At 48.7% G+C, this 13887-nt stretch carries 14 protein-coding genes; 9 read left to right on the top strand and 5 right to left on the bottom strand.

All coding sequences use genetic code 11. The features are described 5' to 3' along the window. Window positions 1-62 precede the first annotated feature (62 nt). Window positions 63-1697, top strand: coding sequence for a glycosyltransferase family 39 protein (locus ACYVB1_RS04230; RefSeq protein WP_460920913.1), 1635 nt, complete (start codon window positions 63-65; stop codon window positions 1695-1697). 11 nt (window positions 1698-1708) lie between these two features. Here the strand turns inward: ACYVB1_RS04230 and ACYVB1_RS04225 are convergent, their stop codons facing one another. After that, window positions 1709-2104: a GtrA family protein gene (locus tag ACYVB1_RS04225; protein ID WP_460920911.1), complete on the bottom strand. Its 396-nt coding sequence runs from the start codon at window positions 2102-2104 to the stop codon at window positions 1709-1711. Between the two features lie 552 nt (window positions 2105-2656). Then, the gene (locus ACYVB1_RS04220; RefSeq protein WP_460920909.1) at window positions 2657-3103 is read right to left on the bottom strand and encodes a hypothetical protein; all 447 of its coding nucleotides are present in this window, start codon (window positions 3101-3103) and stop codon (window positions 2657-2659) included. Between the two features lie 267 nt (window positions 3104-3370). On the opposite strand from ACYVB1_RS04220, the gene ACYVB1_RS04215 reads away from it, so the two are divergent. The 4 genes from ACYVB1_RS04215 to ACYVB1_RS04200 all read left to right on the top strand — a co-directional run bounded on the left by ACYVB1_RS04215 (window position 3371) and on the right by ACYVB1_RS04200 (window position 5955). After that, entirely contained in the window at window positions 3371-3925 is a 555-nt protein-coding gene (locus ACYVB1_RS04215) for a hypothetical protein (RefSeq protein ID WP_460920907.1), read from the top strand. Between the two features lie 138 nt (window positions 3926-4063). After that, window positions 4064-4633 carry an energy transducer TonB gene (locus ACYVB1_RS04210; protein ID WP_460920905.1) on the top strand — a complete coding sequence of 190 codons (570 nt, stop codon included), beginning with the start codon at window positions 4064-4066 and terminating at the stop codon, window positions 4631-4633. 185 nt (window positions 4634-4818) lie between these two features. Continuing rightward, window positions 4819-5274: a nucleoside deaminase gene (locus ACYVB1_RS04205; protein WP_460920903.1), complete on the top strand. Its 456-nt coding sequence runs from the start codon at window positions 4819-4821 to the stop codon at window positions 5272-5274. A 75-nt stretch (window positions 5275-5349) separates the two neighbouring features. Beyond that, on the top strand, window positions 5350-5955 hold the full coding sequence (locus ACYVB1_RS04200) for a superoxide dismutase (RefSeq protein ID WP_460920901.1): 606 nt from the start codon (window positions 5350-5352) through the stop codon (window positions 5953-5955). A gap of 232 nt (window positions 5956-6187) precedes the next feature. Here ACYVB1_RS04200 and ACYVB1_RS04195 read toward each other — a convergent pair whose 3' ends face one another. Further along, entirely contained in the window at window positions 6188-8407 is a 2220-nt protein-coding gene (locus tag ACYVB1_RS04195; RefSeq protein ID WP_460920899.1) for a protein-disulfide reductase DsbD family protein, read from the bottom strand. A 577-nt stretch (window positions 8408-8984) separates the two neighbouring features. Between ACYVB1_RS04195 and ACYVB1_RS04190 the strand changes: the two genes are divergently transcribed. The 3 genes from ACYVB1_RS04190 (at window position 8985) to ACYVB1_RS04180 (ending at window position 11286) form a co-directional block, all read left to right on the top strand. Next, window positions 8985-9296: a hypothetical protein gene (locus ACYVB1_RS04190; RefSeq protein ID WP_460920897.1), complete on the top strand. Its 312-nt coding sequence runs from the start codon at window positions 8985-8987 to the stop codon at window positions 9294-9296. Between the two features lie 210 nt (window positions 9297-9506). Then, the gene (locus ACYVB1_RS04185; RefSeq protein WP_460920895.1) at window positions 9507-10823 is read left to right on the top strand and encodes a hemolysin family protein; all 1317 of its coding nucleotides are present in this window, start codon (window positions 9507-9509) and stop codon (window positions 10821-10823) included. A 7-nt stretch (window positions 10824-10830) separates the two neighbouring features. Continuing rightward, the gene (locus ACYVB1_RS04180; RefSeq protein WP_460920893.1) at window positions 10831-11286 is read left to right on the top strand and encodes a hemerythrin domain-containing protein; all 456 of its coding nucleotides are present in this window, start codon (window positions 10831-10833) and stop codon (window positions 11284-11286) included. Here the strand turns inward: ACYVB1_RS04180 and ACYVB1_RS04175 are convergent. Next, window positions 11283-11807 (bottom strand): gamma carbonic anhydrase family protein, encoded by a 525-nt coding sequence (locus ACYVB1_RS04175; protein ID WP_460920891.1) that lies wholly within the window; start codon window positions 11805-11807, stop codon window positions 11283-11285. The two genes, ACYVB1_RS04180 and ACYVB1_RS04175, sit on opposite strands and share 4 nt — an antisense overlap. 111 nt (window positions 11808-11918) lie before the next feature. Next, a complete protein-coding gene (locus ACYVB1_RS04170; protein WP_460920889.1) occupies window positions 11919-12908 on the bottom strand; it encodes a radical SAM protein in 990 nt (329 codons plus the stop codon). Window positions 12909-13246: 338 nt separating this feature from the next. On the opposite strand from ACYVB1_RS04170, the gene ACYVB1_RS04165 reads away from it, so the two are divergent. Next, complete coding sequence (locus ACYVB1_RS04165; protein WP_460920887.1) at window positions 13247-13870, top strand: hypothetical protein; 624 nt, start codon at window positions 13247-13249, stop codon at window positions 13868-13870. The last annotated feature ends 17 nt before the right edge of the window (window positions 13871-13887 follow it).

The raw sequence follows: 13887 nt of genomic DNA, 5'->3' as shown, positions 1-13887 counted from the left end.
GACAAAGTTAACACCATTTCTTTTTAATTCCCCTTAAATTTGTGCAGTACTACGTCAGTCACATGTCAAGCTCTACGAAAACTACTGCCGGTGCAGGCGCTACAACTGAAACTCCGGCTCCGGGGCAGGCAACAACCCCATACCTGGTTCCGCTTTCTTTTATCATGCTGCTTGCCCTGCTCATACGCATGGTGGCGGCTTTCTTTTCCAAGGGATTTGCATTCAGCGACGATCATTTTGATGTTATAACAGTAGCACAAGGCTGGCTTAACGGACTCCCGATTTGGCTGAACGAGCCGATACCGCCACGCCACAGCATGCTGTACGCGCTCGCGCACTATGGCATTTTCTATGTGCTGGAGGCAGTGGGTATTTTCAGCCCGGAAACAAAAATGACAGTTGTGCGGGTGCTGCATGGGCTGTACTCCCTGCTGGTGGTATATTTTGGCTATAAAATCACGAAGTTGCTCTCGAACAGGATGAATGCCCGGCTGGTGGGGCTGATGCTGGCGCTGGTTTGGTTTATGCCTTTCATGAGCGTGCGCAACCTGGTGGAGATGGTGTGTATCCCGCCTTACCTCGCTGCCTTTTACCTGATGCTGAGACAGGACCAGGCTGTTCGAAAGCGGGTGATGCCCTATTTTTGGGCTGGTGCGCTGTTTGCCCTTGCCTTTACCATACGCTACCACACGGCTTTGTTCGGAGCCGGTGCCGGGCTGGTGCTGCTCTACCGCCGCCAGTGGCGCGAAGCAGTGGCCGTATTGGCAGGCTTTACCGTAGTCGCATTTCTGGTGCAGGGTGTCATCGATATTGTCTTTTTTGGCTATCCCTTCCATTCTGTTGTTACATATTTCCTTTACAACTCCGAGAATGCAGAGAACTTCAGCACGGGCCCTGTATACCGTTTCGCCCTCACCATTCTTGGTTTCCTCGTGCCTCCGGTCAGTGTATTCCTGGTGCTGGGTTACGCCCGCACCGCCCGGCTGGCCCCAAAGCTGTTCTGGGCAGGACTGCTCTTTTTTGTGGCACACTCGCTGTTTCCGAACAAGCAGGAGCGCTTTATTCTTCCCCTGTTTCCGTTGATCATGATTTTAGGGGTTATCGGCTGGCAGCAGTTTGTGCAGACGTCCTCGTTCTGGCACCGCCGCCGTAAGCTGCTGGCCTGGAGCTGGGGCTTTTTCTGGACGTTGAACATACTGGCTACAGTAGGCATGGCTTTCACCTATACTAAAAAGAGCCGCGTAGCCCCGCTGGTATACCTATCAGACAAACCTGACCTGGACGGTGTGGTGTTGGAGTTCGGGAACCACAGCGTAAAAAAACCACCTCTCTTTTACCTGGGCCGCCTGAGCGCTGAGTACAGGGAGTATGTACTGGATGGGGACAAGGTGTGGCAGGAGTACCTGCAGGAGCACCAGCAGCTGCCGGGCAACTTTGTGATGGCCTATACTTTTAATGAAGAAAAAACGCCTAAGGAACTGCAGCAGGAGATAAACTCTGTGGACTTTAAGCCTGATTATGTGGTGATGGTGGGGAATGATGACCAGGAAGAACGCATGGCAAGGCTTCGCAGCCTGTTCCCGAACCTGCAGCTGGAGCACACCATCACTCCTTCGCTCTACGACCAGCTGCTGCACCTGCTGAATCCGCGCGTGCACAAAGACGAGCATGTGCAGATTTTCCAGATACTGCCCTAGCTAGCCTCTTCTTACCTCGTGAAGGTATAAAAGTAATTGATGGAGAAGTTCCAGAAGAACACTATTACGATGGCACCAAACTTAGCGATATAAAAATTAAGTTTAGCGCGCTCTGTTAGCAGGTACACAATAAAGTTATTGAGCAACAATCCTATCACGGCTACAAGCAGGAACTTGGAGAACTGCCACCCTACCTCCGGGTCTGCGCTATGGAACGTCCAGATACGGTTGAGGTAATAGTTGCTGATGCTGGCAACCAGAAAGCCCAGACTGTTGGCCACATATTTGTTCCACCGCAGCCGCTCTTTTGCGATATAGGTAATACCAAAATCCAGCACCAGGCCCGAAAATCCCACTACTCCAAACTTGAGAAACTTTAAAAACAGGTTTAGTAAACTTTCAGACATTCCCCCGGACGTTACACTGCATTTAAGGCCTGGCAGTAAGGCCCTAAGATGAAAGAAGCCGCAAAAATAGCAGACTTCCGGCAGGTCACCAACTTTCCTGTTTATCTAAAGAATCCTTTTCTACTGCCAGACTCATGCTTCAAACTGGTTGATAGTTTGAGTTTCACGTTCAGACACAGATGCCCCCGTACAGCATCCTGCGGAAACAAGGCTGGACTTAAGCGAAGAAAGGAAAAACAAATTCCTGAAATAGGAGTTTACTTCGTACCTTGTAAGCTGCTAGCAAAGCAGTATGAAGCTGCACCACTTTACCCTGGACAACTAAGGGCGAAGGTGGTCAGAAAACAAACCGCGTAAAGAACAACCCTGCTTTATCAGGCATTTTATATTTCAAAGACATTGTTGGCAGCTAAAGCTCCCGGCAATAGGGCAAGCTTATTTAAAAGGGGGTAAGCCTTGTCTTTCTGCACCAAACAACCACAAGTGACGTTAAAAAAAGAAGCCATACCCGCTAGGTATGGCTTCTTTCATTATCCGCAAAAGCACTTTACGTTACTTAAACATGCCTCCCAGCTTACCGCCAAGGCCTTTGGTAAGGGAGTCTTTGATACCGCCGCCTATCAGGCTGCTCATAATATCAGACTGCCCCATGCCCTCCTGGGTTACTTTGCTGGAGAACCTGTTCATAATGAAGGTCATCACAAACGGCGCTACCTGGTTAGCTACAGAGGCCGGAATCCCCAACTTGGTAGTCAGGTCCCCGACATATCTTTGGATGGCGCTGTTTACGGCGGTGCTTTCAGTAGCACCTTTATTACCCTTTAACACATCCATAATGCCCCCAAAATCGCCACTGCTGGCGCGGTTTTTCATTTCATCCATCAGGTTGTCCTTGGCCAGATCTACTGATTTATTCGCTTTCTCAGGCTCCAGGTTATACTTGCTCTGCAACTCACCTGTCAGCTGCCCTTTCATGTTATTGATAATATCTGCAAACATAGTTTTTATGTATAGTTAAATTTTGTCCTAAACTTTTTAGTACGGGCACGAACATCCTTTGTGTGTTGTAGCAAGCACACTTCTTAGAGGAGTGCCGTATGCACCAGATAAACCACTTCTTTAATTAACGATGAACACTCGCAGAAGATATTGCAGGCACAATGAAAGCAGCACAGCTTCGTTATGGACTTTGGCAAAATAATTGCTTCAAATAAGCAATTCCTGGCCACTGCCCCCGGATTTTTAATAGCTTTGCCAACCCATATTATGAATATGCGATATTTAGCTTTTTTAGCCATTCTTTTTTTAGCTGGTGTTGCTTTTGCCCAGCCTAAACTGAAAAAAGTAAACATCAGTAAGGAGATCAGCATTATGCTGCCCCAGAACTTCACGCCCATGCCGGACGATGGCATTGCACGCCGCTACCCTGCCACCACAAAGCCACTGGCCGTTTACACCAGCCCGAATGGCCAGGTAGACTTTAGCGTAACGCAGAAAATTTCCCAGTTCAGAGCGCAGGACCTGGGCATGATGCGTGAGTTTTACAAGGCCGCCTTGATGGAAAGGCATTCCAAAATCGATTTTATCCGGGATGAAGTGACCAAAATCAAGGGCAAGGACTACATCGTTTTTGAATATGTATCCTCGGTAGAGGACGAGCGCAGCACCTCCAACCTGGCTCCTGTGCAGAAGTACAGCATTGTGCAGTATGCCATTTCAGGAAACCAGATGATGGTTTTCACGTTCCATGTGCCTTTTATGCTGAAGAGCGATTGGCAGGAGCCGGCACGTGAAATCATGAGTTCTATCAACATCAAGTAAGTGCACGGCACTTGTGCTATAAAGCCCCTCCTTTCCGGTGGGGCTTTATCATGCCATAACAAAACAGGCAGAACAATTCAGAATCATTATATTTATACTTCTAAAACCTTATGCGGCGCAATTGTTCTGAAATACATCATGCACAAAATAATCCCACCTTTCCTGTTTGTTTCCCTTTTCATCTTTTCCTGCTTCGTCAATCCTTCCCTTGCTCAGGCTCAAAGCCTTTCATCTAAAGCACAGGAAAAGGCTGCCGCTATGGCTTCCGCAGATGATGTAAAGGCTCCTCAGTTTCCGGGGGGAGAAAATGAAATGCTGAAGTTCCTGGCCATGAACACAAAATACCCTACCCGTGCACAGTTAACTAAAACAGCAGGGTTTGTGGTGATGCAGGTGACAATAGATGAAACAGGCAAGGTAAAAGACATAAAGGCAGCACACGCTGATAGCCCGCTGCTAGACAAGGAACCTTTGAGAGTGCTTAAGCTAATGCCCCGCTGGGAACCTGCCTTACATAAAGAAATTCCTGTTAGCTCCACCTACCTGTTTCCATTCCGGTTTAACATGGAAGGCGCAGCAGGAAGCAGCAAGCCCCTGCCGGAGGATTACCTGACAGAAATTTCAAGGAAGATAAAAGCAGATGCTCCTAACCACCCCGTGTTCTTGTCTGAAGAAGTTACTGTCACCGGGTTTGGTGCATCCAGATAAACTGCTGTGGTGTGCCAAACCAAAAGCCTGCGCTGTACCTGCTTTTTGATTCGTACGGCTTATGTCTTAAATTTGAAGGAGGAGGCACGTACTGCTTTCTGCTTCGGCCGCTTCATGAATAAAGCACCCGGAAACAGTTCGCCCTTTAACCGGTTATAGTCCGGGTTCCCTTTAAACAAAAACGAATGGCAACAGACTTTTTATCTATATACAGCGACGAGAACTTTATGCAGCAGGCATATGTGCAGGCACAACAGGCTTATGCCGAAGGCGAGGTTCCGATTGGCGCTGTCATTGTTTCTAATAACCGCGTCATAGCCAAAGCCTATAACCAGACCGAGAAGCTGAACGATGTGACGGCACATGCCGAAATGCTGGCTTTTACCGCTGCCTCTGAGTACTTGGGCAACAAATATCTCCACGACTGTACCCTGTACGTAACAGTGGAGCCCTGCATTATGTGTGCCGGTGCCAGCTATTGGGCACAGCTGAAGCGGGTGGTGTTCGGGGCACCCGAGCCCAAGCGCGGTTACCGCCGGGTAGGCAACCTGCTGCACCCTAAAACAGAGATGGTGAGCGGGATTATGGCACAGGAGTGCGCCGGACTGATGGCCTCTTTCTTTGCTGCTAAAAGAAATTAACTAACTTTGAGACCAAGCCGTACACTTAAAGCAAGTGTATGAACATCATTTTTCAACCATAAACCACATAAAACTATGGCTTTCGAACTTCCGAAACTACCTTACGATTACAACGCACTGGAGCCGCACATCGATGCGCGCACCATGGAAATCCACCATACAAAGCACCACCAAGCTTATACTAACAACCTGAACAATGCCATTCAGGGCACTGACATGGAGAATAAGTCTATAGAAGAGATCCTGAAGAACGTAGGTGGCAACACAGCTGTCCGCAACAACGGCGGTGGTTATTACAACCACAACCTGTTCTGGACCATCCTGTCGCCAAACGGCGGTGGGCAGCCATCCGGCGAACTGGCAGACGCTATCAACAGCGCCTTCGGTTCTTTTGATGCCTTCAAAGAAGAATTCAACAAAGCTGCGGCTACACGTTTCGGTTCCGGCTGGGCCTGGCTGTGCGTAGACAACGGCAAGCTGACTGTTTGCTCTACTGCAAATCAGGACTCTCCTATCATGGATATTGAACAGGCTTGCGGCGGCCAGCCAATTCTTGGCCTGGACGTGTGGGAGCATGCGTATTACCTGAACTACCAGAACCGTCGTCCAGACTACATCAGTGCATTCTGGAACGTAGTGAACTGGGATGAGGTATCACGCCGCTACAGCGAAGCGAAGTAGTCATTTTAAGACATCAGCTACAGACCTGAAGCGTCTGTAAGATTATGTAAAAGCCCCTCCAGCAATGGTGGGGCTTTTACAATTTACGGAGCTAACTGCCAGTACTGCGCCCTTCAGCTTCGCAGTTGGCAGAATATTCGTAAATTCGGAGGACGGAAGAGGTTCTAAGACAAAATCCCCTGCCACGGCAGCTACCATGGCAGGGGATTTTGTCTCAGCTTGATTATGCTGCTTACTGTTGCGCTACCTGTTGTCTTGCCTTGTAAGAAGCGACACCGGCATCCAGGAAGTTCACAAAGTTCTCCACATTCAGGTCGTAAGTAATTGGCTTTACCAGCACGTTCTCGTTTTCATCCATCAGCACATAATACGGCTGGGCATTTACATTGAACTTAGTTATCTGGTAGTCAGCGTACTGTTTTCCAATGGTCTTTTTCACTTTATTGTCGTAGTTGCTAGTGTACCACTCCGATTCCGGCAGCTCTGTCTTGTCATCCACATAGAGCGCAAGAATGACATAATCTTCGCGAAGCCGTTTCAGCACTGCAGGGTCTGACCACACGTTTGCTTCCATTTCGCGGCAATTCACGCAGCCATGCCCCGTAAAGTCGATGAAGATAGGTTTGCCCTGCTCGGCGGCACAGCGCTTTGCCTGCTCCAGGTCAAAATATCCTTTCAGGCCGTGTGGCAGGTGCAGGAAATCAGCATACTTCGGGGGCTCACAAAGTTGGTTCGCATCAGCAGCGACACCCGCTCCTCCCCCTCTCTGCGCGATAGTGTTTAAGTCGAAGTCCTGGGTTGTCTGCGGCGGCAGGTAACCGGCCAGTGCTTTGAGCGGTGCCCCGAACATGCCCGGTATCAGGTATACGACAAAGGCAAAGGTGGCAATTGCGAAGAACAGGCGCGGCACACTGATGTACTTCAGCTCAGAGTCGTGGGAGAACTTCAGCTTGCCCAGCAGGTAAAAGCCCATCAGTGTGAAAATCACAATCCAGAGCGCCAGGTACACTTCCCGGTCCAGGATGCCCCAATGATACACCTGGTCTGCTACGCTTAAGAACTTAAGCGCCAGCGCCAGCTCTATAAAGCCCAGCACCACCTTCACGGAATTCAGCCAGCCTCCGGATTTTGGCAGGCCACTCAGCCACGACGGAAAAACAGCAAACAAGGTGAAGGGCAGCGCAAAAGCCAGTGAGAACCCGAACATGCCCACCACAGGGCGTATGGTTTCACCTCCTGCTGAGGCCACCAATATGCTTCCTACAATAGGGCCTGTGCAGGAGAAAGACACCAGCGCCAACGTAAAAGCCATGAAGAACACGCCAATCCAACCACCTCTATCCGCCTGGGCATCTACCTTTGTAAGCCAGGAACTGGGCAGCGTAATCTCGAACATGCCAAAGAAAGACATGGCAAACAACAGGAACACCAGGAAGAACAGCAGATTCGGGAACCAGTGCGTGCTGATAAAATTAGCGCCATCGGCTCCGAATAGTTTGGCTACCACCGTTCCGATGATCGTGTAAATAGCGATAATAGATAAGCCATAGACAAGCGCTTTCAGGACAGCCTGCCCTTTGCTGCCGCTGCTGCCCGTAAAAAAGCTCACCGTCATGGGCACCATCGGGAAAACACAAGGCGTCAGCAGCGCCACCAGGCCTGAACCGAAGGCTATCAGCATAAAAGCCCAGAGGCCATCTGAGCCCGTGGCAGGCGCCGGCTCAGAGATAGCTGAAGGAACATCGCTGCCCCCTGCGGGGGAAGCCTCAGCAGTTGCGCCAAGTTCCGGAAAGGCGGTCATATCTCCTGCACTGCTCTGGGCAGCGGCAGTATCTTCAGTAACCGCTGCCTGTGTCTCCGCAGGTTGCGGTGCCGATTGCGCAGGCTCCTGTGCCGGCGCTTCCTGCTCTACCTTTACAGGCACCTTGTTAGCCGGCTGAGCTGCTGGGCTTGCAGCAGCCGTAACAGCTATCTGCTTGTTTGTGAAGGTGAAAGTATCATCAAACGGAATGCAACGGCCGTCCACGTCTGTACAAACCTGGTATTCGTAGCTGCCTTTTACTTGCAGGTCGGGCTGCAGTACGCGTATTTTCTGCCGAAACTGTGCCGTACCGGTAAAGTACGTGTACTCTCCCTCCCAGATATCGTCGTATTTCTTTTTCGGGTTGATGGGTTTTATTTTACCTACCAGCTCATAAGACGGGTGCTTCTGAAAGTTAAACTCTGTTACCATTGGTCCCAGGTCAGGGTCAAAGTCGGAGGAGTAGAGGTACCAGTCTTTGTCAATGCGAACATTGAAAATCAACTCTACCTCCTCCCCCACGGCCACCTGCTTTTTGGAGACGCCATAGCTCCAGGTAGCAGGCTTCAGCACCTGCGCCTGCACCATCACCGTTACCATCAGAAGCAACCAGGTTACCAGCAGCGGTTTTACTATGTTATTATTCATCATAGGGGTTGGTTCACTTTAGATACTAGCATTGCCTTGTACTAATTACCAGTATCATGACTGCTACAAAAATAGGTAATTTTGCACTGATCTGGCACCCGACGCTTCAGGTGCCAGATAAACAACAACTAAACAGCGCCTAACGTTACCTGCCTGGCCATATAAAACCACTCCAGTGACCACTGATGGCTTTTTGAGGTGCAGGGTGAGCGTGTTATTTTTAAGAATCCTCAAAATTTGAGCTTCTGAACAGTCCAACTCCCTCCATTCAGATTTTAGCCAAAGAACCGCCTGCTGTTTTTAAACAGGTGTTTCAAAAAACCACCTCCCTTTAGCACAACTCATTCAGTGCAACTAAAACTTAAATATTAAACAATACATATATTAAAAAATAAACATTGTCAAATACTTTCCGTAGAGAATACCAAAATTTGATCGTTTACATACAGAAGAAGAACTTTTACCATTAGAAAACATACACTCACGGACAAACACGGTTTTCTACGTAACCCTGTGAATTAAATATCAAAAACATCTTGTAATATTTACATCAGGCAAAGCATAATATAACACATCAGATATGGAAAAAACTTTACACAGCTATGTTGATTTCACTTTACGAACCGAATGTGGCAAGACGTTCGAGAATGTTTTCAAGGCCATAAAGTTAGTGCGAGACGAGAAGCACAACTTCCATATAGTTTACAGGACTTTTTCTGATGAGTATATTTACTCTTTCTGCAATCCTTTTCAGGATGAAGTTGCCACGCACGCATACAAAATAATTTCCGAGTCAGAGGCCAGGAACATCTTCCTGCCGCGCCTGTCCCAGGAAAACGCCAGCGAGTTGTTCAGCACCGCCAAGGCGACCTCTGCGCAGTTGCGCTCCTGAGTAATTTTGCATGTCTGAGAACAAAAAGGTGCTTTGCGGCACCTTTTTGTTTTTGTGGCATTTTATAAAATCTATATAGAAAACCCCTCTTACTGCCTGCACAGGCTGTTATGCACAGGTTTTCCCTACAGCAACCCATACCCTTCTGGTAAAAGCACGTATTTTAATTAATTTTACAGCTTTGCTGCTACACAACAGCAAAAACTCTCTATGGCGTTTGATATACTGTTAACCATCTTCCTGGTCCTTCTAAACGGTTTCTTTGTTGCGGCTGAGTTTGCACTTGTAAAGGTGCGATCCTCACAAATCGAACTACGGGCGCTGGCAGGCAACAGCATGGCAAAGCTAACTCAGAACATGCTCACGCACCTGGATGCCTACCTCTCGGCTACACAGTTGGGTATTACGCTTGCCTCACTGGGCTTGGGTTGGATAGGCGAAAGCGTGGTGTCTCAGATCGTGATTAACGTGATGGAGTTTTTTGGTTTCAGGGGCAGTGAGGAGCTTGCGCACCAGATTTCCCTGCCCATTTCTTTTGCCATTATCACCGTGCTGCACATTGTGTTCGGTGAGCTTGCCCCTAAATCGCTGGCTATACAGCGCTCCGAGTCTACTGCGCTGAGTGTGGCCTTTCCGCTTCGTTTCTTTTATATCTTATTCAGCCCGTTTATCTGGCTGCTAAATGGCCTGGCTAACCTTGTGCTACGCGGCATGGGCATACAGCCAACACACGGCGCTGAGGTACACACAGCAGATGAGCTTCGGCTGCTGTTTGAACAAAGTGTGGAGAGCGGCGCTATTCTGGATGCGCACCATGAACTGATTGAGAATGTTTTTGAGTTCAACGAGCGCATGGTGAAGCAGATCCTGGTGCCACGGACCAAGGTGGTTGCCGTTGATGTAAGCATCTCTGAGCAGGAACTGATGGAGCTGATCTTTAACGAAGGCTACTCCCGCCTGCCCGTATACAACGGCAACATCGACAATATTGTAGGTATCCTGTATGTAAAGGATATTCTCAGCATTGTGCGCCGGGGCGAAGCCATAAATGTAGAGGAGCTGATGCGCCCGGCTTACTTTGTGCCGGAAACAAAGAAAATAAACCTTTTGCTGAAGCAGTTCCAGCGCCGCCACATGCACATGGCCGTTGCCACAGACGAGTTCGGCGGCGTTTCAGGCATCGTGACCATAGAAGACATTATCGAGGAACTGGTAGGCGAGATACAGGATGAGTACGACGAGGAAGTACCCATTGTGCAGAAAGTCGGTGACTTTGACTTTAAAGTGAGCGGCGCTGCCACCATTTCCGATGCCAACGACTACCTGCCCTACCCGCTACCCGAAGGCGAAGACTACGAAACCGTAGGCGGCCTTCTGAACGTGATCTACGGGCAAATACCAGAGACCCTCAACGACATCATCAACTTCAACGAGTATGAAGTACGGGTACTGGAGAAATCGGAAAGACGCGTGGAGTGGGTACTGCTAAAGGTGCGCGAAGAAATGTTGAAGGGCGAGGAGGCATAGCAGGGTTATGAAACGCCACCAGAGCCTGATACCTATCTCACGCCAGCACCACGGGGGCCTGCTCACAGCAAGGCTTTTGCAACACGGTGCCCCGCCTTACAAAGGAATGCCCACCACTGCCGTAGCCAAACGCGATTATGTACTGCAGTTTTACGAGGAGCACCTGCAGCCGCATTTCGCCCTGGAAGAAACCACTGTTTTTGCGCTTGCCGGCACTTTCTCCCTTAATCTCAAGCAACAGGCCCAACAGTTGCAGGCAGAGCACCGGCAACTGGAAGAACTGATACAGGCATTGCCGCAGGCTGCTGATATAGCACTGCCTGACAAGCTTCACGAGGTAGGGCAGCTACTGGAGCAGCACATACGGCAGGAAGAGCGCGTGTTTTTTGAGCAACTGCAACAGGAACTACCGGAAGCTGAACTGCAACGCTTAGAGAAGCAAGTGGAGCAGCACCTGGCTTAAACCAGGTCCCGGCCTGTAAACCAGCCGCTGTACATTACATAGTTGTTCGCTACCTTGTCCAGCCCTTCTACCTGCTCCGGGCTCAGCTGCTTTACTTTTTTTGCCGGTATGCCTGCATATATCCACCCGGACTCGCACACGGTATTTTCAAGCACAATAGCCCCCGCTGCCACAATACAGTTCTGCTGCACCACTGCATTATCCATCACAATAGACCCCATGCCGATTAACACATTATCCTGCACCGTGCAGCCATGTACAATGGCGTTGTGGCCGATGGATACGTTGCTGCCAATGGTGGTGGCAGCCTTCTGGTAGGTGCAGTGAATGACTGCTCCATCCTGTATGTTGGTTTTGTCCCCGATGCGGATGCTGTTCACATCGCCCCGGATGACGGCGTTAAACCAGACAGAGCACTCGTTTCCCAAAACCACATCGCCTACTATGGTGGCATTCTCGGCAATAAAACAGCCTTCGCCCATTTGCGGCTTCACACCTTTAACCGGAAGTATAACTGGCATAACTTTAATCTTGAATGATTGAATTCTGAATAACTGAATATAGGTTTGGTTTGAGAGCCCGGATGAGGAGACATGGAATCACCCCAATCACAAATTGATAATTGACACCTGTTAACTGTTAAATGGAAGCAGTCTTTTCCAGGTTCCCTTCATGTAGTTGTACTTAAGGGTGCTGGGCAGGGCTTTCCAGAAGTACTTGTTCACTTCCACCGCGAAGCTGGGCTGCATGTAACAGTTAATAGTGCAACCCTCGCACTCCGGCAGCCTTCCCTCCTGCCGCTTCAGTTCCTCCACCTCCTGTGACCGGTATAGCTCATACAGCTTCCCGTTGATAGGGTAACTTTTTGAGCCGAGGTGGTAACAGGGCAGCACCAGTTCGTTTTCCGGGGATATAACCAGCGTGGTGCTGGCAGCTTTGCAAACCGGATCTGCTATGTGGTTGCCTCCGTCGCGGCGCAGCTGCACAAACCCCTCGTTCAGGTATACGCTTTTGCGCTTGCCGAAGGCAGCCAGGTAGCTGAGTTCTTCCGCCGTCAGTTGCTCCCCGGTATCCACGGCATTGTACTCAAAAGCCGGGTTGATAATGAGCAGCAGCTTGTTGGGGAGTATGATGTTCTGGTACACCTCCTCCAGCTGGTGCAGATTGCTCCGGAACACGGTAAACAGGATATCAGGGCGCTCACCCAGTTGCTTGGCACTGGCAATAGACTCCATCACAAAATCGTAGCAGGCTACCCCTCGGCCTTTGTCGTGCGCTTCTTTTTCCGAAGAGTCGAGGGAGAAGTGCAGCATGTCGACCTTGCCCTTCAGCCGCTCAGCCAGTTTCGGGTACAACATGCCGTTGGTGGTGAGGGTGGTGATAAAACCCATGTCGTGTGCCATCCCCAGCATCTCGTCTATCTGGCGGTGCAGCAGCGGCTCTCCGCCGGTAAAGTCTATCACCTGCACGCCCAGCCGCTTCAGGTCCTGCAGGTTTTGGTGCACATCCTCCAGCGTAATGTAAGGCGACGGCTTTTCCCAAATGTCGCAGAACGAGCACTTTGCGTTACAGCGGTAGGTAACGTAGTAGTTGCAAAGCACAGGTTTGGAGGTCAGGCGCATGTAGCAAAGATAAGGTTCAAGAAGCACAATCAGCAATCTGCTTCTCTTTTCTGCTGCTGTCATTAAATCTTAGTTAGCGCTGTGGCTTTTACAGCACTAATTAGCTGGCCAAAGCAACAAATCAGCATCGAAACAGGCTACTGAATTTTACAATAGCAGGAGGTGCTAAAGCTTAACAATACTTTTATCTTTAAGGAGAAAAATATTGCCCTTATAGTTCATGCACAGTATGGGTTATTTTCAGCAAAAGCAGATGGGAAACCCTATTTCACTTATAGTGTAAACAGCAGGAGTAACACTCCTGATAGACAATGGTTAGAGGCAATTAAAATAACAGAATGAACGAGACAGAAAAAAACGAAATTCTTTCAATTAGTAAGGACCTTGGTGAAATAGGATTGGACAAACTATTAGAAGACGGCTTGTTCAAGGACATTCCAATAATTGGGACAGGAATCTCAGTAGTGAATTTAATTAATTCCGTGTCAGACAAGATTTTGTTGACTAAAATAATTCACTTCATAAGCGAACTGGGTTTAAAGAATCAAGAAGAAGTAACTGAGTTTAAAGAAAAATACTTAAAAGATAAAGACTATAGTAAGATAGGGTCTAAGATCTTATTAGTTTTGGAAAGGGCGGATAGCTTAACTAAAATTAGATGGCTTGCTAAAAGCCTTAGACTCTTTGTTTGCCGAGAAATCTCAAAAGACGAGTTTTTACGAATTTCTTCTATAATCAATACTGCCTATGTGGAAGATGTCATTCAAATTATAATTTTTGACAAACGAGAAGAAATCACCTCTCATAATGACCTAATTGATACATATATACTCGACCATCTTTTTTCAGTAGGACTTCTCGCAAACCAAGGAATTGATGGTGGAGATATGACAGGTACTAATGCGGGTACCATATATGCATTAAATAAATTCGGAAAACTGATGAAAGAAAAAATAATATAATACCCCCTAATACTGTG

The sequence above is a fragment of the Pontibacter brevis genome, assembly GCF_054779655.1.
Note: the sequence above shows the minus strand (reverse complement) of the source record. Positions and strands in the feature narration are given on the sequence as shown.